General features: G+C 39.2%; 21 protein-coding genes. 12 read left to right on the forward strand and 9 right to left on the reverse strand.

What is annotated here, in order from left to right:
• Window positions 1–140 precede the first annotated feature (140 nt).
• The 3 genes from ACE1TG_RS08190 (at window position 141) to ACE1TG_RS08200 (ending at window position 4,229) form a co-directional block, all read left to right on the forward strand.
• Entirely contained in the window at window positions 141–2,720 is a 2,580-nt protein-coding gene (locus ACE1TG_RS08190) for an ABC transporter permease (RefSeq protein WP_375051889.1), read from the forward strand.
• Between the two features lie 58 nt (window positions 2,721–2,778).
• Window positions 2,779–3,465, forward strand: a complete 687-nt coding sequence (locus ACE1TG_RS08195; protein ID WP_092494073.1) for an ABC transporter ATP-binding protein — start codon at window positions 2,779–2,781, stop codon at window positions 3,463–3,465.
• A 359-nt stretch (window positions 3,466–3,824) separates the two neighbouring features.
• Window positions 3,825–4,229, forward strand: a complete 405-nt coding sequence (locus ACE1TG_RS08200; RefSeq protein ID WP_375051890.1) for a hypothetical protein — start codon at window positions 3,825–3,827, stop codon at window positions 4,227–4,229.
• A 429-nt stretch (window positions 4,230–4,658) separates the two neighbouring features.
• On the opposite strand, the gene ACE1TG_RS08205 is transcribed toward ACE1TG_RS08200, so the two are convergent.
• The gene (locus tag ACE1TG_RS08205) at window positions 4,659–5,720 is read right to left on the reverse strand and encodes a DUF4030 domain-containing protein (protein ID WP_375051891.1); all 1,062 of its coding nucleotides are present in this window, start codon (window positions 5,718–5,720) and stop codon (window positions 4,659–4,661) included.
• Window positions 5,721–5,726: 6 nt separating this feature from the next.
• A complete protein-coding gene (locus ACE1TG_RS08210) occupies window positions 5,727–6,296 on the reverse strand; it encodes a sigma-70 family RNA polymerase sigma factor (RefSeq protein ID WP_375051892.1) in 570 nt (189 codons plus the stop codon).
• Window positions 6,297–6,664: 368 nt separating this feature from the next.
• Here ACE1TG_RS08210 and ACE1TG_RS08215 point away from each other — a divergent pair, with 368 nt between their 5' ends.
• The 4 genes from ACE1TG_RS08215 (at window position 6,665) to ACE1TG_RS08230 (ending at window position 9,973) form a co-directional block, all read left to right on the forward strand.
• Window positions 6,665–6,967, forward strand: coding sequence for an MGMT family protein (locus ACE1TG_RS08215; RefSeq protein ID WP_375051893.1), 303 nt, complete (start codon window positions 6,665–6,667; stop codon window positions 6,965–6,967).
• 86 nt (window positions 6,968–7,053) lie between these two features.
• Window positions 7,054–7,338: a YhdT family protein gene (locus ACE1TG_RS08220; RefSeq protein WP_375051894.1), complete on the forward strand. Its 285-nt coding sequence runs from the start codon at window positions 7,054–7,056 to the stop codon at window positions 7,336–7,338.
• The gene (gene panF, locus ACE1TG_RS08225; RefSeq protein WP_375051895.1) at window positions 7,335–8,762 is read left to right on the forward strand and encodes a sodium/pantothenate symporter; all 1,428 of its coding nucleotides are present in this window, start codon (window positions 7,335–7,337) and stop codon (window positions 8,760–8,762) included. The genes ACE1TG_RS08220 and panF overlap by 4 nt, the downstream gene beginning before the upstream one ends.
• Window positions 8,763–8,902: 140 nt before the next feature.
• Window positions 8,903–9,973, forward strand: coding sequence for a DUF4097 family beta strand repeat-containing protein (locus ACE1TG_RS08230; protein WP_375051896.1), 1,071 nt, complete (start codon window positions 8,903–8,905; stop codon window positions 9,971–9,973).
• 45 nt (window positions 9,974–10,018) lie between these two features.
• Here ACE1TG_RS08230 and ACE1TG_RS08235 read toward each other — a convergent pair whose 3' ends face one another.
• Window positions 10,019–12,001: an acetoacetate--CoA ligase gene (locus ACE1TG_RS08235; RefSeq protein WP_375051897.1), complete on the reverse strand. Its 1,983-nt coding sequence runs from the start codon at window positions 11,999–12,001 to the stop codon at window positions 10,019–10,021.
• Window positions 12,002–12,271: 270 nt separating this feature from the next.
• On the opposite strand from ACE1TG_RS08235, the gene ACE1TG_RS08240 reads away from it, so the two are divergent.
• Complete coding sequence (locus tag ACE1TG_RS08240) at window positions 12,272–12,940, forward strand: chlorite dismutase family protein (protein ID WP_375051898.1); 669 nt, start codon at window positions 12,272–12,274, stop codon at window positions 12,938–12,940.
• A 494-nt stretch (window positions 12,941–13,434) separates the two neighbouring features.
• Here ACE1TG_RS08240 and ACE1TG_RS08245 read toward each other — a convergent pair whose 3' ends face one another.
• The 5 genes from ACE1TG_RS08245 to ACE1TG_RS08265 all read right to left on the reverse strand — a co-directional run bounded on the left by ACE1TG_RS08245 (window position 13,435) and on the right by ACE1TG_RS08265 (window position 16,038).
• Complete coding sequence (locus tag ACE1TG_RS08245; protein ID WP_375051899.1) at window positions 13,435–13,959, reverse strand: type 1 glutamine amidotransferase domain-containing protein; 525 nt, start codon at window positions 13,957–13,959, stop codon at window positions 13,435–13,437.
• 152 nt (window positions 13,960–14,111) lie between these two features.
• Window positions 14,112–14,360, reverse strand: coding sequence for a DNA alkylation repair protein (locus ACE1TG_RS08250; protein WP_209480142.1), 249 nt, complete (start codon window positions 14,358–14,360; stop codon window positions 14,112–14,114).
• 62 nt (window positions 14,361–14,422) lie between these two features.
• Window positions 14,423–14,857, reverse strand: a complete 435-nt coding sequence (locus ACE1TG_RS08255) for a YueI family protein (protein ID WP_375051900.1) — start codon at window positions 14,855–14,857, stop codon at window positions 14,423–14,425.
• Between the two features lie 138 nt (window positions 14,858–14,995).
• Window positions 14,996–15,169, reverse strand: coding sequence for a YfhD family protein (locus tag ACE1TG_RS08260; RefSeq protein ID WP_375051901.1), 174 nt, complete (start codon window positions 15,167–15,169; stop codon window positions 14,996–14,998).
• Between the two features lie 71 nt (window positions 15,170–15,240).
• Entirely contained in the window at window positions 15,241–16,038 is a 798-nt protein-coding gene (locus tag ACE1TG_RS08265) for a TIGR00266 family protein (RefSeq protein ID WP_375051902.1), read from the reverse strand.
• A gap of 154 nt (window positions 16,039–16,192) precedes the next feature.
• Here ACE1TG_RS08265 and ACE1TG_RS08270 point away from each other — a divergent pair, with 154 nt between their 5' ends.
• Both ACE1TG_RS08270 and ACE1TG_RS08275 read left to right on the forward strand, forming a co-directional pair.
• Window positions 16,193–18,136, forward strand: coding sequence for an aconitate hydratase (locus ACE1TG_RS08270; protein WP_375051903.1), 1,944 nt, complete (start codon window positions 16,193–16,195; stop codon window positions 18,134–18,136).
• A 13-nt stretch (window positions 18,137–18,149) separates the two neighbouring features.
• Complete coding sequence (locus ACE1TG_RS08275) at window positions 18,150–18,323, forward strand: hypothetical protein (RefSeq protein WP_375051904.1); 174 nt, start codon at window positions 18,150–18,152, stop codon at window positions 18,321–18,323.
• Between the two features lie 176 nt (window positions 18,324–18,499).
• Here ACE1TG_RS08275 and ACE1TG_RS08280 read toward each other — a convergent pair whose 3' ends face one another.
• On the reverse strand, window positions 18,500–19,111 hold the full coding sequence (locus ACE1TG_RS08280; protein ID WP_375051905.1) for a spore coat protein: 612 nt from the start codon (window positions 19,109–19,111) through the stop codon (window positions 18,500–18,502).
• A gap of 180 nt (window positions 19,112–19,291) precedes the next feature.
• On the opposite strand from ACE1TG_RS08280, the gene ACE1TG_RS08285 reads away from it, so the two are divergent.
• Together ACE1TG_RS08285 and tnpB are read left to right on the forward strand one after the other, a co-directional pair.
• Complete coding sequence (locus ACE1TG_RS08285) at window positions 19,292–19,477, forward strand: hypothetical protein (RefSeq protein ID WP_375051906.1); 186 nt, start codon at window positions 19,292–19,294, stop codon at window positions 19,475–19,477.
• A 77-nt stretch (window positions 19,478–19,554) separates the two neighbouring features.
• Window positions 19,555–20,727, forward strand: a complete 1,173-nt coding sequence (gene tnpB / locus ACE1TG_RS08290) for an IS200/IS605 family element RNA-guided endonuclease TnpB (RefSeq protein ID WP_375051907.1) — start codon at window positions 19,555–19,557, stop codon at window positions 20,725–20,727.
• The last annotated feature ends 77 nt before the right edge of the window (window positions 20,728–20,804 follow it).

Raw genomic sequence — 20,804 nt, forward strand, 5'->3', positions numbered from 1 at the left:
ATAATTTCTATTTGCTGATAAGATTTAAACTTTTAAAGTAAGAAGAGTACTTAATTTTTTCATAACATTTTTATAACAAATTTACTGTTTACCCAGATCAATTTATTTCAGATTTATTATAAGAATGGAGGGATATATTTGTGATATCTCTTTTAATCAAACAATGGATGCGAAATAAAGAACGATTTCTCCTATCTATAGTCGGGGTGTTATTAATAAGCGGAGTTCTTATTTATTTATTCAGCTTAACAGAATCGACAAAAGGAACGGTTACTGAGACATTACAAAAGGAATGGAAAAGTGCATATGATCTCGTTGTTACGCCATCAGATACTGAAATACTTAATCAAAATAACTTAATGAAACCAAACTACATAAAAGGGATAAATGGCAGGATTAGTTATGAAAAATATGAAACAATTAAAGAAATAACAGGTGTAGAGGTGGCAGCTCCCCTTTCTGTTATGGGGTATACACAACTTTCGCTGTCTGTAAGAGATGCTTTTAATGTAGCAGATCCAGGGCTATACAAATTAAATATTCAAAAGACACATCATAATAATTTATATAAATCAACATTATTAGATGTTACATATTATACGCTTGCAGGCTTGACCGGTTCACGTCCTGATCTAAACTTTGGTACACACCTTTCTAACCCCAGTTTTACTTTAAGAAACGATCAGTTAATTGTTGGAATAGATCCTGAGCAAGAGGCAAAATTGGTTGGACTTAATGACAGCATAATAAGTTCAAATAATAGTAGATATTTAAACGAAAATGATACAGGAAAACAAGAAAAAACTGATAATGTATTTCATTTACCTGTTATATTAAACCAAAACAGTTTCGCTAACAGTAATTATAAAGTAACGTTAGAAAAACTGGATATACCCTTTAAAACCGAAGCGCAACAAAAAGAAAGTGCCGAAAAAATTAGAGAAGGAAATGGTGAGGAATTTCTCAACCAAATAGATACGGAACCCGTTGATGAATATACTGTTACAGGAAAAGAACTGGAAGAAATATACTTTCAGACACTACAAAATCCTAGTAAAAATCGATCAATGGATATTGGAATTTCTCAATTAATTTATGCATCGAGTCCATTAAATTATCAAAAAATAAATAGTCCGTTTCCTAAAAGGTGGTCATCCAGTTTTCAAGTTCAAAATCAACAGGTTAACGGTGATGAGGGTTTGTTCCCAAAAGAATACTTACCACCATATGTGTTCAGACAACCTAAACCTGCACCTTACAAAGTCGAAAATGGAAGGCCCTCCTTTACAGTATTGAATTTTAATGTTATTGGTAAATATGATCCTAGTAAACTACAAGTCAGCATGGATCCCTTGACAAAATTACCGCTCCAAACCTACCGACCAGCGGAGGCAACGGTAGTACTAGACGAAAATGGGGAGCCACTAAATCCGGTGAAAAAGATAGAGGGGTCTGGTGCCCCCGCAGCTCTATTGCCAAATCCGCCTAACTTATTAACCACTGTAAAAGCGGCAGAAAAGCTGCTCGGTGGTAACAGTATTTCTTCTATCCGGATAAAGGCAAAAGGAATTGAGGAATTTGGAAATGATTCGCAATCAAAATTAGAGTCGATAAAACAAGAAATTATGGATAAAACAGGTTTACAAGTAACCATCACACGAGGTTCATCTCCACAACCAACTGTCACGAAAATCGTTAATAAAGGGAAAGCTGAGGGATGGATGGAACAGTCATGGATCAACATTGGCGCTGCAATTGCTATTTTCAGAGAAACATCCCTTGGTTATACAAGTGTACTACTTGCAGTTCTGCTAATCGGAATTATGTATGTATTGGCGACATCTTACGTGTCTTTTTTAACGAATCGTAAAGAGTATAGTATCTTGCTGGCACTTGGCTGGCGAACTAATAAGCTGCGACAAATGATTGTAACAGAAGCTGTGTCTTATGTTTTATTGATAACTATTTTGGCGATTGGTGTAGAGTATATTCTGGCACAGAATGGAACATCGTTTAGCTTAGCAAAAGTAGGATTAGTTGGTCTAACATCATTTTTCATTTATGGATTTGGCATTTTAATCCCACTGATTCAGGTCGGAAAATTAAAGCCGTATCAAGGGATAAAAACGGGAGAAATTCATTCAAAATCCAAACGAATCTTTAAAAACCAATCCATAACCGGCTTGGTGACAAATCAAATTATGCAGCGTCCCGGGCGTAATTTACTGTCTATATTAGCCATAGCTTTACCATCAACGTTACTATCATTCTATATTTTTGTTTCATTCCATTTGGATGGCGTACTATACACCTCCTATTTAGGAGAGTTTGTCGCTGTTGAAGTGAATGAGTCACATTATTTCATCATGGGGGCCGCATTACTTGTCGCCGTTTTAACAACCGGTGAAATGTTGTGGCAGAACATTGTAGAGCGAAGAAATGAATTAGCTTTGTTTAAATCAATCGGTTGGAAAAACAGGACCATCGGCTTTTCTATTATATTGGAAGGAGCACTAATCGGGTTTCTCTCTGGAGTCGTGGGATTAATTTTATCTATTGCTTACATCGGCATTATGTACGGAATTTTTCCATGGGATAACTTGACTATCCTGTTACTAACTATTTGCATTCCAACGGTTATGGGGATTATTGGCGCAATTATACCAACTGTAAAAGCACTGCGAACCAATCCATATGAAGTTCTTAAGGAAAGTGCGTGAGGATGTCTTCATAAAGTTATCTATATAGTAATACACCAGCAGTTAAGGAGATGTGTATATGAGTACTTCAATTAAATGTAAGGATTTAGAAAAGTCGTATAAAGGGGATGGGGTAGAAACCCATGCCCTGCAAGGTATTAACTTGTCATTTAACAAGGGAGAATTTACGGCAATTGTTGGACCTTCAGGATCGGGAAAATCAACCTTATTAAGTTTGATTGGAACACTTGATCAACCATCATCAGGGAATATCTCATACGATGGAAAAAAACTAGCGAGTATGAAGCAGAAACAGATTGCTGATTTTCGGTTTGAACATATCGGATTTGTTTTCCAGCAGTTTCACTTATTACCCACACTAACTTCCTTGGAAAATGTCATGGCACCATTGTTTTCCAGAAAAGTTCCGTACAACAAAAAGGAGCGCGCCCAGGAAGTATTAAAACAAGTAGGCTTGGAAGACAAGGAAAATTCATTGCCATCACAATTATCAGGTGGGCAGCAGCAACGTGTGGCAATTGCAAGGGCGCTTGTCCATGAGCCAGACTGGCTGCTGGCTGATGAGGCTACAGGAAATCTGGATACTGAATCAGGGGAAGTTATTTTTGACATCATTCAACGTCTTAACTCTGAAAAGAATTGCGGAGTTCTATTTGTGACACATGACCATGATTTAGCGAGCAGAGCTAATAGAGTTATTAAGATGAAAGATGGGTCTGTAGTTTCGAGTTTAGTGGAAAGGTAAAGATTAAGAGAAAAGAGAAGAGACTAAATCGTATAATATTTTTTTCAAATAATCTCGGTTACTGTAATACTCAATATTGTTGTGACAGACTTCCGATTAAGGTTAAGGTTGTAATAAATACTTGTTCCGCAAACGGGCGCGATTGTTTAATAAGCTTTTCTTCTTCACCTAAATGGTGCTTTAGTTGAACAAGGAGTTTTCGATTTGGTAGCTCCTATTACTTATTGAGGTAACGTAGCAGTTAGCTAAAAAGTTTTAACGCCCGTATATCAATAAACGGAAGTGTAATACTAACAGAAATATGATATACGAGGTGAATTACATGGTAAAGAAGATTGTTATGTTATTTCTTATTTCAATTGTTACGTTCTCTAGTAGCGCTGTGGTTAATGCAAAGGAGGATACTCCAGAAAGAAATTGATAAATATTATTCAACAGAAGGTATTCTACTGGCTTTAATTGAACCTAAGATACATCAGTTCGTAAAAAACCAATATGGAAAAGAAATGATTGTTAACCCATTAAAGGTTTATGATGTCTCCATGGTTCAAGAGGGTATCGCAGAAAAAGGAAAAAATATTGAGGGTTGGTTTCAGCTGGATATGTCCATTTTAGTTGGTGAACCAAGTGATAACCCTACAAGAGATAGAATAATCTTAAAAGTAGATGCACCGCACATAGGTGGAAGTGTACCCCCTAACTATTTAGATGGTGGAGAAATAGGAGATATAAAAGTTGAATTAGTAAAATATATAAAAGGCTAATTAAGGAAAGGTGGCTACTATTCAATAGTAGCACCTTTCTTAAGCAAGAATATTCATTAACGGGTAGCTTTAGTTTAACAACAGATATTGGAAAAAATGGATTGGATATTTTCCGAGCCATTTTTACTGTGAATTTAATGGTGAAAGTAATGTGATTATAGATAAGATTTAACTTGTGGATCGTTGTTTTGCACCTCACAAGTGAACCCGTTAATAATGGTCGATGTATTTTTGTTTGCCTAATAAGCTGTTTATTGGTGGAGTGAGTGCCTGGGGTTCTTTTCTGATTGCGCGATACGAGCACTCATTAGGGGTATGAGAACCCGGATTCTGTTAAGTAAAAAAAGAGACCAAATCTCTATGCGATTTGGTCAGTTATTTGTATATGTTACTCCACCAAAGCTAACTAGTCATAGTAGCTGAATCCAATTAGTTTATTTTCTTCTCATCTTTACTGTATACATTAATCTTATACGGGTCATCCTGCACATTTTCTTCAACTTCTTTTGACTCGATAAATTGGTGAACTTTACTTTCTATTCGTTTACCTAACTCCTTTGCATCAGAGTCTGAAGCGTCAATTGATGTTCTTATTGATAGCGTAAGTGGCGATGGATAGAAGGAATAACCGATTCCCTCAACTTTTAGCTCGTCAATACCAAGTAGCCCCGTGGAAATGGTAGTTATTACAGGTCTCCATCTTTGATCGGCCTTTTTCTTCTTCGGATCTGTTTTATATACCTTTATTTTAAAGTCGCCCATATCTTTTTCTTTTACTATATTTCTTACTATTTGCTTCATTTCGTCTACTCTTTTTTCTGAAACAGGTATTTCTAATGGAATAAACTTCTCAACATCATTGATTCTGACATCTGCAGAAAAGATCTCGTAATTCTGTTTTTCAAATGCTTCTAAAATAGTATTTTCCAGCTGATTACTTTGCTTTGCATATGCTTCATTTTTCTTCTTCTGTTCTTCGGGAATCTCTTCTGGTACGTATTCCTCTTTAACTTCCACATTATAGGCATCCAGCCCCTTGGCGTTTAAAACACTTTTTACTTCCTTTTCTACTTCCCCTTTGACTTCATTATAATAACTTTCATCTCCCCTGATAGATATCCCTATAGTCTTATCCCGGACTGTTAGAGAGGCGCCACCGATTTTGTAACCTTGTTCATCAAGGTTTTCGGCAATTGTCCCAACTAGAGAAGGGTACGATCCCGATTCTGTCTCTTTCTCAAATAATGTATTTAAAATGGGAACTTGAGCCAAGACATTAGCGACAGTTGGTGAAACAAATGCAGATCCAATTAATATTCCAATTAGTAGTACTGCAGCTGAACTAATGTACATTAATTTTTTTCCAATACCCATTTTCACCTTTTCATTTCTTATTTTATCAAAAACTGCATTCTTAATTCTATCCGTGGTTCCATCCTTATAATATTTGCTGAAGTAATAATCCTTTAGCTTCCTAAAAATTTTATCCACAAACAATCACTCTCCTTCAAGAGAAGTTATCTTTTGTTTAAGTTTGCTCCTGCCTCTAGCCAATCTGGTTCTCACCGTGTTGGAATTAATATTGAGAGATACCGCAATTTCATCGATTTTCTGCTCATGGAAATAATATAAAACTAAAATCTCCCGATATTTAATAGGCAGCCTGAAAATAACCTGTAACAGTTGATCTTTACGGTTTTGTTTCATGAAAATTTCTTCAGAACTCTCACTGTCTAACTTGTTTTCAAAAAATTGACGAGGGTATATTAAATTAGCTAATTTATTTTTTCGTAAAAAATCCTTCGAGGTATTGACGGTAATACGATATATCCAGGAAGTTACAGAAGCCTCGCCACGGTACTTATCCATGTGTCTGTAGCATTTGATGAAAACTTCCTGAGAGATATCTTCTGCCATTCCACGGTCTTTTACAAAAGAGTAGGCAAGCAGATATACTTTCTGTGAATGGGCTGTCATCAGTTCATTTAATATTTCTTCTTTATCTTTATCAGTTGTATACGTTTCGTCTTCACTTAATTGAATTGGGTCATCGCGATAACCACTCATGTTCCATCCCCCTTACCAATCACTTTTAAGACCTATGTAATTTGTTTTATGTTTCAATTATTTATAAATTATTTTGAGTCAACACTAAAATCTATGGTCGATAGTAGTGAATAAATATGATAATAATACTAGCTAGCGGAGGAAAAATACGGAGACTCCTGTGGGAAAGCGCAGTGGGAAGACCCCGCAAGAAAAAAGCGAACTCCTTTTTTTCCGAGGAGGCTGAGCTCAAGCCCACGGAAAGCGTAGTGTTTTTCCGCAGCGGGCACTATTATACCTAGTTTGTCAACCATATATTTTGGTGAAGAACCATTATTTTTAAAAGAAAATGATAGAATATAAGCGGACGATATTTTACGGAGGTAGTTATGCAAAAGTTCACGGCTGATGTTATAGACATTATATCAAACATACCAAGTGGAAAAGTAATGACATATGGGCAGATTGCTAGACTGGCTGACAGTCCTAGAGGAGCAAGGCAGGTATCCCGAATTCTGCATTCCATGAGCAGAAAATATAATCTTCCTTGGCACCGTGTCATAAATGCCCGCGGGGAGATTAGTATTAAAGACGAAGAGTTATACAATGTTCAGAAACTATCGCTTGAAAGTGAAGGTGTTTTATTCAATGGAATTGCAATTGATTTAGGTGCGTATCAGTATAAAATATAAAATATGTAATTTTCAAATATTTACAACAGCAGGTGCTTTCCGTTATATTATAAACAGTTAGCTCTAGATAAAAGGGAGCGTGGAAAATGAGAGATTATCAGGTACAAGACAATGATTATCGTTATAAGATTGCGAATCGCGAAGCATTAATAGGCGTTGGACTGGTTATTTTTAATTTTGTCTGGTGGTTCGCGTTTGCTTATGGATTAGGTGGAAAAGACCCGTCTGAGTATTCATATGTAATGGGGTTTCCTGCATGGTTCTTTTACAGTTGTGTGCTTGGATTTGTAGTAATGGCAGTACTAGTGACGGTAATTGTCAAAAAATGGTTCGTGGATATCCCCTTTGATGAAGAGGGGCAAGACGAATGAACTGGCAGGCGTTAATACCGTTAATTGGTCTGTTACTGATAATTTTTGGTGTGGGTATATGGGCAGGAAAGTATATGAAGTCATCAAGTACATTTCTCCAGGAGTATTTCCTTGGTGGACGGAACATGGGCGGCTTCGTATTAGCAATGACGATGACTGCCACATATGGAAGTGCAAGCAGCTTTATTGGTGGACCTGGTGTAGCATATAATGAAGGCCTTGGCTGGGTATTATTGGCAATGTCTCAGGTTGCAACCGGCTATTTTGTTTTAATGATACTAGGTAAAAAATTCGCGATTGTTACCCGTAAATATAATGCAGTAACGATGGTTGATTTTTTGAAAGAACGCTATAAATCGAAATGGGTTGTCTTACTTTCTGCATTCAGCATTATTATATTTCTATTTTCAGCAATGGCAGCCCAATGGATTGGCGGTGCTCGGTTAATTGAGTCGCTAGTTGGCATTTCGTACACGAGTGCATTGTTTATTTTCGCGGTGTCAGTATTGATATATGTGACCATCGGCGGATTCAGAGCAGTTGCATTAACGGATGCGATTCAAGGAACGATCATGTTTGTTGGGACGCTTATATTACTTATTGCTGTTGTTATTGCCGGGGGCGGAATTTCCGCTATTATGACAGATCTCAGTACAGAGAATCCAAATTTGATTACCCCGTTTGGAGCTGACGGTAGTCTCACGCCTACATATGTTTCATCTTTTTGGATTCTTGTCGGTGTTGGTGTTGTGGCCTTACCGCAAATTGCTGTCCGGGCAATGTCCTATAAGAGTGCCCGCTCCATGCATCGTGCGCTGATAATCGGGACAATTGTTGTCGGCATTATTATGCTGAACATGCATTTAATCGGTGTATTTGCCCGTCCGGTTTTACCCGGCATTGAAGTTGGTGATAAGGTAATGCCGCTGATTGCGCTGGAGGTATTACCAAATTGGCTTGCGGGTATTGTTTTGGCGGCACCAATGGCAGCAATTATGTCGACAGTAGATTCGCTTTTGCTGCTCGTAAGTTCATCTATAGTTAAGGATTTATACTTAAATTATGTCAGGCTTGATGCATCACATGTTAAGGTTAAACGGTTGAGTATTGGAATTACTGCAGTATTAGGAATAATTATTTTTATAATGGCATTAAACCCGCCAGATTTAATAATATGGTTAAATTTATTTGCGTTTGGTGGACTGGAAGCAGCATTTATTTGGCCAATTGTGATGGGTCTCTATTGGAAAAAAGGGAATAAATACGGTGCGCTCGCTTCAATGGTTGTCGGGGTAAGCTTATACATTTTATCGGAGTCATTTTTCCCTCAGCCACTGGGACTTCATTCGGTTGTGTTGCCGATTGCATTGTCGTTCGTTGCGTATGTTGTGGCTAGCTTGAGCACTCAAAAAAGACATATTTAATTGCTTTAGCGTTTTCGATGAATTCGGGGGCGCTTTCTGATTTAAGACTTAAGGTGGAGTACAAATCATTCTAGGGCGGTTTTCTTGAAAAAAATATCTTAGCTAAACTAGGGGTATTAATAGAAAAAATAGAGGTGGAAATGATGAAGGAAGGGAAGACAGTTGGTAAGGTCATCGATAACTTTATACATGGTGGCAGAAAAGCTGTTAACAAAGAAGTTATTACACAAAAGGATACGATTGATAATGTTGGTAAGTTAAAGGAGCTGAACATTTCAACGTCTGAAGCATCTGTTAACGTTAGTACCCATGAAGATAAGCGAGTAGATCTGTTCCTGGAAACATACGAGGATGGACCGGATCTAAAAACAGATTACTCGGGGGATAGTCTGAATATATCGGCAAAAGGGTCAAAAAATTACAAGTCCTTAAATACTCCTCCCTGCATGCTTCACATTGTGGTTCCGAGTGAAATGTCTGAGATTTGGAGTATCATAACATGTTCGGGAGACGTTTCTGCAGCAAATTTAATATCCAATTCATTCGATGTTAGAACAAGTTCTGGCGAATTAAATCTTGCTAATTTAGAAGCGCAAAAACTACATTTAAAGACATCATCCGGCAAAATAACCGCCAGTGATATCGATGTAAGTGAGATTTACTTTGAAACTTCATCTGGAGAGGCAGCATTGTATCGAATAAAGGGGGATCTTACAGGTTCAACGAGTTCAGGAGATGTTACTGTGATGAACGTTCAAGGAGATAATTTTAACGTTGTTACTTCTTCCGGAAAGATACAGCAAAGTAATAGCAATGTTAATGATATGAGTCTCAAAACTTCGTCTGGCAGTATACAAGCGGACAGTTTGAAGGGTGAAAAGGTAATACTTCACGCAAATTCTGGTGATATTAAATGTACTCGTTTTGCAGGAGATGCTAAAGGCTGCACGATATCGGGAGATGTATTTTTGTCACTTTTAGATGAAAGTTCGCTGGATATTGAGTCATCAAGTGGAGATATAACATTGCTTACTGGAAAGGTAAATTTGAATGCAACTGTCCAAGTTAATACAGGTTCAGGAGATATCTTCAATAAGCTATCGTTGATGAGTGTTAAAAAACACTCAGTTAATTATTTAAAGGGAGTAGTTGGAGAGGGTACAAATCCTATCTCGCTCAAGGCAGGATCAGGTGATGTAATAATTTCCTAGATGTAAGAGAAAACCGAGCTTGGTCAATCAAGCTCGGTTTGTTGCTCACTGTCTTTCTTTTGCAAAGGATATAAAATAATCCAATGAATCCTCATTACTTAATGACCCTTTATTTACTACTTTATCCACTGGCTTACCCATCAAAATTTTTTTGACTGGAATCTCTAGTTTTTTACCGTTTAATGTTGTCGGTAATTCAGGAACTTCGTATATTCCAGTTGGAACATGACGCGGTGAACAGTGCTTTTTAATTTCGTTTTTGATGGTTTTTTGAATAGACTCTGTTAACTCCTCGCCTTCTTTCATGGTGACAAATAACGGTGTGCTGGAGTCACCATCGTTGGCAGGAATATCTACTATTAAGCTATCAGCTACTTGTTTCACATGATCAACAGCACGATATATTTCGCTCGTACCGATCCTGATACCTCCGCGGTTTATTGTTGCATCCGATCGTCCATAAATAACACACGTATGCCGGTTGGTAATTTTCAAGTAATCCCCATGACGCCAGATTCCTGGGAATACATTAAAATAGCTGTCATGCAACCGGCTGCCATCCGCATCATTCCAAAAATAGATTGGCATTGATGGGAAAGGTTCCGTTAAAACCAGTTCGCCAACTTCCTCTATTTGGGACTCCCCTTCATCGCTAAAGCTTTCAATTTTGGCACCAAGTCCTCGACATTGCAGCTCACCAGCATACACTGGCTCAGTAGGAATTCCAAGGATAAATGCTGTACAAACATCTGTACCGCCGCTAGCAGATGCAATCCACAGGTCCTCTTTGACATTGTCATAGCACCATTGGAACCCTTCAGGTGGGAGAGGTGAACCTGTTGAGCTAATATTCTTCAAATGGCTCAAATCAAATTCTTCACTAGGAGTAAGCCCGTCATCCTTCATGCATGCCGTAATGTAGCTTGCACTGGTACCAAAGACAGTCATTCGTGTATCTTCAGCAAATTTCCACAGCATTTTCTTATCCGGATAGCCTGGATTTCCATCATACAGAATTATCGTACTGCCTGTAAGAAGCCCGCCAACAAGGTAGTTCCACATCATCCATCCTGTTGTAGTAAACCAGAAAAACCGGTCTCCATTTCCAAGGTCGGCATGGAATGTAAGTGCTTTTAAATGTTCGAGTAAAATCCCACCTTGACTCTGAACAATTGGTTTTGGTTTCCCAGTTGTTCCTGATGAAAATAATACCCATAATGGATCATTGAATGGCACATGCTCGTATGTGAGTGTATGCTGCTTACTGGTATGAACTGCGTCATTCCAAAGCGTTACATTTTTTAAGTGATTAAAACTTGAGTTTTCATTTAAATAAGGGATTCCAATTGTTGCTTCTAATGATGGAATCTCTGCTTGTATATTTTCTACAACTTCTGTTCGATCGAACTCTTTCCCGCTATAGCTGTACCCGTCAACGGTGATCATGACTTTTGGTTCGATTTGTTTAAAGCGGTCGATGACACTTTGTGTACCGAAGTCAGGTGAAGCACTCGACCAAACCGCCCCAAGACTAGCAGTTGCTAGAAATGCAACGACTGATTCATAGATATTGGCAACATAGGCAACAACACGATCTCCTTTTGTTACGCCAAGATCTTTAAGGGTTTGCTGCAGTGCAGCCGTTTCCTGATAAAGCTGGTTCCAGGTAATTTCTGCATTTTTTCTTGTTTCTGAGGAGTGGATGATTGCTGGTTTATTTTCGTCCATATTCCTGAAAATATGCTCGGTATAATTGATGGTCGCTTCTGGAAACCATTTAGCCCCGGGCATATCGTGGGAGGATAATACTGTTTGGTAAGGTTGTTCCGCTTGAAGGTCGAAATAGTCAAAGATCGATTCCCAAAATAACTCCAGCTCATGAACAGACCATTTCCAAAGTGAATGATAGTCGTTAAAATGTAAATTTTTATGTTGTTTTAACCATTTCATATAATCATAGATATTTGATTGCTGTTTACGTTTTTCATCTGGTTCCCATAAAAGGGTGCCCTCTTTAATTTCACTCATCGTACCCCTCCTTGATTGAACAGTCACTAATACTATTATATGAAACCGTTTACCAGGTGTAAAGGAAACGAAAGTAAGATCAGTTAACTTAAATAGTCATTAGAAAACTTGAATTTTGGCTAAGAAGTCTATGAACCATCAGGATTTTGGAGTAATAAGTTTAAAGAATGCAGTTGATCTTATCTGGTTGCATGAAAAACGCCATATTTATCAAATTCAGGAAATAAGAGAGAAATTAAACTTTAATTAAAACTTAAGGAGGAATACACCATGGAGGAGCAATTTACGAATCATTTGGCAGTTAAATATAAATCACAGTGGGACGAGCTTTCAGTTGATCAAAAGAAGGAAGCGGTAAAGGAAGCTGTAGCAATCTTTCAGAAGTATGAGGATACAGTTGGTCTAAGAGGGGCATACGTAACACAGAAATTTCAGGCGCATACGGATTTATTATTTTGGATGTATGCGGGTCGATTCCAAGCTATTCAGGACCTCCAATTGAATTTACGTCGTTCAACATGGGGGAAATATATTGATATTCCACATGCGTTTACAGGAATGACCAAGCCTTTTGAGTTTTCCGAGCACCCGACCGCTTTTCAAATGGGAGTTCCAGCAAGAGAATACTTGTGCTTCTATCCGTTTATCCGGACCCCTGAATACTATTTGTTACCGAAGTGGGAGCGAAAAGCACTAATTGGTGATCATGGGAATATCGGACATGAATTTATTCCTGGAATTTTAACTAATGGCGTGTATGGCTTTGGACTGGGTGATTATGAATGGCTATTATCATTTGAAACAAATGACTTGGGGTTACTGGTTGATTGTGTCCGTAAACTGCGAGAGTCAAAATCAAGGTTGTATATGCAGCATGAATGGCCATTTATCGTAGAACGGCACTTTGAGCTAGAAGATGCTTTATCACAATATATTTGATGGAATGTTGGAAGGTACTTGAGTGCTATGACAAACTTAGGGCGGCTGTAGAGCCTCAGTTTTGGTAGAGGGGTGCTGGTAATAATATCAGCCCCTGTTGCTGAAGAACCCATTTATTAACGGAATGAGAATCCGCTTTGACTGACTTGGCGGATCCTCATTCCGTTATTTGTTAAAAAAACCTCGTTTGAAGCTTGGGTTCGGATCCTCGTTCCGCTATTTGTCATTTTTGCCTCAGATTTGGCTGATTTTTGGCTATTTAACGGAACGAGGATCCGTCTCGCCCTTCCGAGAGCACCTTTTCTACTAAATAGCGGAACGAGGATTCACTCGACTGATTGTTGGATACTTATTCCGAACGTCAATACTGCATCCAGCAGTTTGAGGTGTACTGAATAGTGAGTTTTATATTGTTTTCTCCCCTATATTCACCATTAATGCTGCACTCTTAAAGAATAAGGAGTTCTAAGATCCCAACAAACCAGTTTTCTACTCTATTGCTCAGCTAACTTGTCAGCAAATGCTTTTACATAAGCTGGCAGGTCTGGCGGACGACGACTAGAAACGATATGTCCATCGACAATAACCGCATCATCAATCCATGTTGCGCCAGCATTTGACATATCATCCTTAATGCCTGGTGTGCTGGTAACTGTTCTCCCTTGTAAAATATTAGCAGAAATAAGCACCCAGCCTGCATGGCAGATTTGCCCGATTGGTTTTTTGGCATCGTTCATTGCTTGAATATATTCCAGAACTTCCGGATAGCGTCTCAATTTGTCTGGCGCCCATCCTCCAGGAACAAGGATGGCATCATAATCTTCACCATTAACATCGGAAAAGGCATAATCTGATATTGCGGGAACACCATATTTCCCAACATATTTCTTTTTGGCTTCTTTTCCGACCAAGTGAACCTCAGTTCCCTCTTCCTGGAGTCTTAAAACTGGATACCATAATTCAAGATCTTCAAAGTCATCTTCTACAAGCGCAATTACTTTTTTGTCTGATAATCGCATAATATCCCTCCGAGCAATTGTTATTTCAAGTGTACCAAAGGGATAACGAGATTTGCAGTTAAAAAGTATAAATCCTTCTTACTGAATAAGTGCAACTAAGGCTTTCACCATTAAGGCTTGGTGATAAGCCAGGCTTTCTAACGAATATAGTGTTACTGGCCACTGTACTTGGCGAATTTCACAAATGTATTTTCATCTTCAATAAGCCCGCAGGCCCCGCATTGAATTCTGTATTCGGGTCCTTTGTAGGCAATGTGGAATACGTCCATATTATCACTGGTGTATTCATTCGTTATTTCACCTGTCTGTGCATCCAGCTTCACTGGTTTTGCTACTTGTTCGATAATGTTAAAGCGTGAACGATTTGTTTTGCAATTTGGGCAAAGGTATTGTTGTGTCATCTAAACACCTCCAACCCTTATTATTCCTGAATTGCATTATATTATGAATTGGAGTTTAGTTATTATGTAAACCATCGTTTCACTCTAGAAAAAAACGATGCAGGTTTTTCAGGTTCATCCTTTTCCTCTGTGTTTTGCACAAAAATATCTTCTTTGTCGATAGCGTAATCATATGTTAATACAGCACCTATATCTGTATCGGCATCATTGTTGGTGATGACAGTGTATGCGATATTGTGTTTTTTGGCCAGAGCCTTCTCTTCCTTTAAAAATTTGGAAGAGACATGTCCATTAATAAGTAATTTAGCATCATTATTGATCTCCATTGCTTCGTCCAGCTTTTCCAGCCCTTTGTCGGTCATCACCTGACCTTTGGTAAGTGCGATAACAATTCTTTCTCTAATTGTTCCTAAAAATTGCTTGCGTTCAGCTCTTTTGGTTTGTTTAGAACCGTAAATTCCTTCCATCAGATAATCCTCAACATTCTTTTTTCCCATATCTGCACCTCATTTATTCGCTGATATACCAATTGTATAATATGGCAAATATCTCAGCCAATCAAAAAGATTATTCGACACACAGCCCCTCAACCCCCATGCCAAAAACGTGCCCCAACAAATGGGGCACGTTAAATGTTATTTCCGCTTGGCACGTTTGTCTGCTTGGCGGCTTCTTGCTTGTGCTTCTTTATCTTCATGATCTGCAAATTCTTCTGAAAACTCTACATCTCGGCCGTCTGTTTTTGCATATTTGGGTGTTTGTGCCAGAAAGTTTCTTCCACTGGCTTTGTTGTGTTCATCTCTGCCCATTGCATCCACCACCTCAATTTGTAGTAGTGTTTCATGGGTAGTATGTGCAAAATCAAATGACTTTATAAATGCTATTTTCTGTCTCCGCCCAACATATCAAATAAACCTCCAGCTACACTTCCTTCACCTTTTGATCCGCCTTTCTCTGGTGCTGCCGCAAATATTCTGCTTGCCAGACGGCTGAATGGAAGTGATTGAATCCAAACCTCACCAGGGCCTCTCAGTGTTGCGAAAAATAGCCCTTCACCACCGAACATCGCCGTTTTAATACCGCCTACAAATTCAACGTTGTAATCAACATCACCTGTCATTGCTACCAGACAACCGGTATCGACTTTTAATGACTCACCAGGTTCAAGTACTTTTTTGTGAATTGTCCCACCTGCGTGAACAAAAGCCATGCCATCGCCTTCAAGCTTTTGCATAATAAATCCTTCGCCACCGAAGAAACCTGCGCCAACTTTTTTCTGGAATTCAACACCAACAGAAACCCCTTTTGCCGCGGCAAGGAAGGCGTCTTTTTGACAAATTAGTTTTCCGTTAATTTCACTTAAATCCATTGGGATAATCTTACCAGGATATGGTGAGGCAAAGGATAAATGTTTTTTCCCTGATCCTTCATTTGTGAAAGTAGTCATAAATAGACTCTCACCAGTAATGACTCGTTTACCTGCGCCAAGAAGTTTTCCCATTATACCGCTACCTTGATTAGAAGAACCGTCACCAAATATGGTTTCCATACTTATTTGTTCATCCATCATCATTAAACTGCCTGCTTCCGCAATTACAGTTTCCTCTGGATCAAGTTCCACCTCTACAAATTGCATATCATCCCCATGTAATTCGTAATCGATTTCATGATTATTCAATTTTTACAGCCCCTTTACCTTGTTTTTAGATAATACGTGTTAACTCATCGAGAGATTCGTATATCTTACAAATAATTATAGGCTTTTTTTCATATACTACAAAAGTATACTAGAGTATAAAAAATTTATATGAAAAGCAAATAGGAGGAATTCTATGCCGTTGAATATTACACAGAAGCTTATTAAAGACCATCTCGTGGCTGGGAAAATGGAAGCAGGGGAAGAGATAGGTCTTAAAATTGATCAAACGTTAACCCAGGATGCTACTGGAACACTAGTTATGCTCGAACTGGAGGCTATGGAGCTGGAACGTGCAAAAACGGAAGCCTCAGCCCAGTATGTGGACCATAACTTAATTCAGGTTGATAGTAAGAATCCTGATGATCATTTATTTTTACAAAGTGCAACAAGACGGTTCGGGTTGTATTACAGTCGTCCCGGGAATGGTGTTAGTCATCCTGTTCACATGCAGCGACTAGCTAAGCCGGGCAAGACATTACTTGGATCAGACAGCCACACGTGTGCTAATGGTTGCATGGGCATGCTGGCAATGGGTGCAGGTGGGATTGATGTGGCACTTGCTATTGCGGGTGAACCTTTTTATGTCAAAATGCCTAAAGTGTGGGGTGTGAATTTAACAGGGAAGTTGCCTGATTGGGTCAGTGCTAAAGATGTTATTTTAGAATTGCTCCGTAGACACGATGTAAAAGGCGGTGTCGGGAAGGTCATTGAATACTTCGGTCCTGGACTCAAGGAATTAAGTGCAATGGATCGTCATGTCATTGCCAACATGGGTGCTGAACTTGGCGCTACAGGCACCGTATTTCCTTCTGACAAAGAAATTAAGCGATTTTTAAAGGAACAGGACCGCGAAGATGACTGGATTGAATTGTCTGCTGATAAGGACGCAACATATGACATATATGAAGAAATTGATCTGTCTGAACTTGAGCCCTTGGTTGCTAAACCATCAAGTCCAGGTAACGTGGTGTCAATCTCGGAATTAGTCGGCACCCCGATTTATCAATCATACATCGGTTCATCAGCAAATCCAGGCTTTCGTGACTTTGCTGTAGCAGCAAAAATTGTACATGATAAGCAAATTGCAGATGACGTTTCGCTTGATATTAATCCTACGTCAAGGCAAATGCTGACTGATTTAGTTAAGGAGAGTCACATAGCGAGTTTACTGCAGTCTGGCGCGAGGATGCACCAGGCAGGCTGTAATGGATGTATTGGCATGGGGCAAGCTCCAGCTACAGGCAGAAATAGTCTGCGTACCACCCCAAGAAACTTTCCCGGAAGATCTGGTACAAAGGAAGATAGTGTTTACTTATGCAGTCCAGAAACAGCAGCAGCTTCAGCCTTAACTGGACAAATTACCGACCCTAGAACACTCGGAATGGATTATCCGAAGCTAAAAGACCCTAAGAATCCTACGAATGATATTAGCTTATTGGATACGCCACTCCCGCTTGAGGAAGCCAAGAAAGTCGAATTATACAAAGGTCCAAATATAGCTTCCATTCCAAAGATGGATGAAATGGCTGATAATATGGAACTCCCTATACTATTAAAAATGGGGGATAACATTTCCACTGATGAAATATTAGCTGGAGGGGCACGTGTACTGCCGTTTCGAAGTAATTTACCGGAGATCAGCAAGTTTACGTTTGAGATAATTGATGATACGTACTACAAACGTGGAAAAGCCACAGTTGATAAAGGTGGGCATGCCGTAGTCGGCGGCTATAACTATGGTCAAGGTTCAAGCCGTGAACATGCTGCACTGGCACCCAGGTATCTTGGATTACGGGTTGCTTTGGTAAAGGACTTTGCCCGAATTCATTGGCAGAACCTGGTTAACTTTGGTGTATTACCACTAACATTTGTAAATAAAGAAGATTTTGATTTGCTTTCTTCTGGAGATGTATTGGAACTAACGGATTTGCGTAATAAAATTCAGCAGGGAAATCAATTTTCGATAAAAGTAAAAGATAAGGATCAGGAAATAAACGTTCAACATGCCCTATCAGAACGCCAACTTGAAATAATGTTAAAAGGCGGAATTATTAACTGGGTGAAAAATAAACAGTAATGGAGGCTAAATTATGAATAGAGAAGATACCTGTAAAGCATGTGAGGGTACAGGAATGCTGTCAGATGACGAGGGCTGGCATTACCAATGCAGTGTATGCCACGGAGATGGAAAATACGATATGGCTGATATTACAAGATCAGCAAGAATAATGGAAGTAGACGAAAATAACCGTCTGCTGGATTAAGAAGTGCCTGCTTGGTGCCTGTCCTGCTTGGTGCCTGTCACTTCCCGAATTTTGTCAAATTTTGACGAACCAAAACTACCTGATCGCATCGAGCGAACAGGTAGTTTTTTTAGGCAGAAATCGTAAATATCGAGGCTTGCAGTGGTTCTTAAAAGTATCTTTAACGAATATCAAGCTTAGTGTGGCATTGTTCCCTGTGCAGGTGCATAGCTGTTCTGGAAAGCTTGCATATGTTCTTGCTGCAGCTGTGGAACCTGATAATATTGATTTTTGTTCTGATATAAAAATACTTCATAAGCCATTTCGACCATGTTTGGAACACTATCGGCCATAATACGTCGCATAACTGGATTAGTCATTTCCAGTGATGTCATAGTAAAGGCAGATGCGGCTGATTTTAGCGACCCTAACATGAACCCGGAAATACATTGATCATTCAGCTCAGTTACAGACTGAACAGGGGTCTTAGGCTGTGATGGCTGCATCCCATAAATGACATCATTATTTTGATCCATTTTATATGATTGTGTCGGTACAGCAGGGTCTTGCCCGGATTTCAGTGTTTCAACAATTGTATTGTAAAGTTGGGTACAGAATGCGCGGTGCTTCTGGCACATTGTTTTCAATTCCGGATCCTGAATATGTTGTTCGTATAATACGCCTTGCTCCATTGCACCTACTAATGTTGACATGGCTTCATGAGCATCGAACATATCATGTCCACCATAGTGTTGTTGGGGTGGCATTTGAGATGATTCCTGTAAATTTTGTTGTTGTTGGTTTTGCATTTAATAACCTCCTTAATATAGTCATTGTTATTTTGAACTAAAAAGAACGTAATATGTATGGAAAAAATACTCTGCCAGTGCCTGTCACTTCCCGGTTTATGTCGAATAATAGTTGGAACATTTAAGGATATTAATCGTATGATAGGTAAGGCTTTTGCAAAAAATTGTAGGAGGATTTTTGTGAAAAAAGGTATGGTGTACATAATGGCTATATTCATAGGCCTAATGTTGGTTTCAGGCTGCAATGATGAAAAAAATAACTCAGCAAAAGAGGATGAGTCAATGATGGAAGTTTTATCATTCTCCGACAAAAGGCTCCCTCTTCAATTGTGCGAAGGACTTCAGCCCAGCGATAAGGGGAGATGAATGTTGGTTGGCGATAGCCAAAACACCTATTTCATGGTATAATTAGAACAAACGTTCCTGTGAAGTGGGTGGATTTCATGTTCGTCAACAAAGCTTTTAAGTTCCGCATATACCCCAATCGAAGCCAAATCGAGCTAATCAACAAGACGATTGGTTGCTCCAGGTTTGTGTTCAATTTCTTTCTTGCAAAACAGAAACAAAAAGATGCCTACTGGTACATAACAGAAGAGATGGTACAAAACGGCCAGCTGCCTTCTAATAATTGGAAAGGTGCGTTTTTCAATAAATATGGCACGATAAAAGCGGTTCGCCTGTTAAAAGAACATTATCCTTTTTTAAAGGAAGTGGACAGTATTTCCCTTCAAAAGTCCGTTGAGAATCTGACTGATGCTTACCAACGGTATTACAGAAAACAAAATAAAGCGCCTCAATTCAAAAGCAAAAAGAATAAGGTCCAGTCGTATACCACCAAACAAACCAATGGGAATATCGCTGTTTTAGATAACCACATCAAGTTGCCTAAACTTGGTCTCATGCGGTTTGCCAAAAGTCGTGAAATCAAAGGGCGAATTATCAATGCCACAGTCCGACGTAACCCGAGCGGAAAGTACTTTGTGTCTGTTCTTGCGGAAGTGGAGATCGCGCCATTACCGCAGACCAATTCCAATACCGGTGTTGACCTGGGATTGAAAGACTTCGCTGTTTTGTCGGATGGAACTACCTATAAAAACAATCGTTACTACAAGTCCCTGGAGCTAAAATTGGTAAGAGCTCAACAAGTGCTCGCAAGACGTGTTGTGGGTTCCCGCAACTGGAACAAACAACGCATCAAAATAGCCCGCATTCATGAGAAAATTGCAAACAAGCGCGAAGATTTCCTGCATAAGACCTCTACCGCTATCATTAAAAACCACGATGTGATTGGAATCGAGCGTCTGCAGGTATCGAATATGATGAAAAACAAGAAAAGCGCTCAATCCATTGCTGATGTGTCCTGGTATCAATTTAAGGTCATGTTGACATATAAAGCTAAATGGTACGGCAAGACTGTTGTGGAAGTGAGTAAAACCTTTCCCAGTTCGCAGCTGTGTTCGAGTTGCGGCTATCAAAACAAAGCCGTTAAAGATCTGCGTGTGCGTGAGTGGACCTGTGTATGTGGCGCACATCACCAGCGAGATATCAACGCAGGATTAAACCTTAAAAACGAAGCAATAAGACTTCTAACCGCAGGAACTGCGGGGATAGCCTAATCCATAACTGGCGGTTACGCCGGTGTTCTTAGGAATCCCCCACTTCAATCAGACCGTAAGGCCGATAAGTGGCGGGT

Origin of the sequence: Virgibacillus sp. JSM 102003, from assembly GCF_041949995.1 — a bacterium.
Taxonomy (GTDB): domain Bacteria; phylum Bacillota; class Bacilli; order Bacillales; family Amphibacillaceae; genus Lentibacillus.

Bases quoted from the DNA above. Each gene is read 5' to 3' on its own strand.
- ACE1TG_RS08195 (WP_092494073.1), top strand. From the start codon at position 2,779: ATGAGTACTTCAATTAAATGTAAGGATTTAGAAAAGTCGTATAAAGGG.
- ACE1TG_RS08210 (WP_375051892.1), bottom strand. From the start codon at position 6,296: ATGAGTGGTTATCGCGATGACCCAATTCAATTAAGTGAAGACGAAACG.
- ACE1TG_RS08215 (WP_375051893.1), top strand. From the start codon at position 6,665: ATGCAAAAGTTCACGGCTGATGTTATAGACATTATATCAAACATACCA.
- ACE1TG_RS08220 (WP_375051894.1), top strand. From the start codon at position 7,054: ATGAGAGATTATCAGGTACAAGACAATGATTATCGTTATAAGATTGCG.
- panF (WP_375051895.1), top strand. From the start codon at position 7,335: ATGAACTGGCAGGCGTTAATACCGTTAATTGGTCTGTTACTGATAATT.
- ACE1TG_RS08230 (WP_375051896.1), top strand. From the start codon at position 8,903: ATGATGAAGGAAGGGAAGACAGTTGGTAAGGTCATCGATAACTTTATA.
- ACE1TG_RS08235 (WP_375051897.1), bottom strand. From the start codon at position 12,001: ATGAGTGAAATTAAAGAGGGCACCCTTTTATGGGAACCAGATGAAAAA.
- ACE1TG_RS08240 (WP_375051898.1), top strand. From the start codon at position 12,272: ATGGAGGAGCAATTTACGAATCATTTGGCAGTTAAATATAAATCACAG.
- ACE1TG_RS08245 (WP_375051899.1), bottom strand. From the start codon at position 13,959: ATGCGATTATCAGACAAAAAAGTAATTGCGCTTGTAGAAGATGACTTT.
- ACE1TG_RS08250 (WP_209480142.1), bottom strand. From the start codon at position 14,360: ATGACACAACAATACCTTTGCCCAAATTGCAAAACAAATCGTTCACGC.
- ACE1TG_RS08255 (WP_375051900.1), bottom strand. From the start codon at position 14,857: ATGGGAAAAAAGAATGTTGAGGATTATCTGATGGAAGGAATTTACGGT.
- ACE1TG_RS08260 (WP_375051901.1), bottom strand. From the start codon at position 15,169: ATGGGCAGAGATGAACACAACAAAGCCAGTGGAAGAAACTTTCTGGCA.
- ACE1TG_RS08270 (WP_375051903.1), top strand. From the start codon at position 16,193: ATGCCGTTGAATATTACACAGAAGCTTATTAAAGACCATCTCGTGGCT.
- ACE1TG_RS08275 (WP_375051904.1), top strand. From the start codon at position 18,150: ATGAATAGAGAAGATACCTGTAAAGCATGTGAGGGTACAGGAATGCTG.
- ACE1TG_RS08280 (WP_375051905.1), bottom strand. From the start codon at position 19,111: ATGCAAAACCAACAACAACAAAATTTACAGGAATCATCTCAAATGCCA.
- tnpB (WP_375051907.1), top strand. From the start codon at position 19,555: ATGTTCGTCAACAAAGCTTTTAAGTTCCGCATATACCCCAATCGAAGC.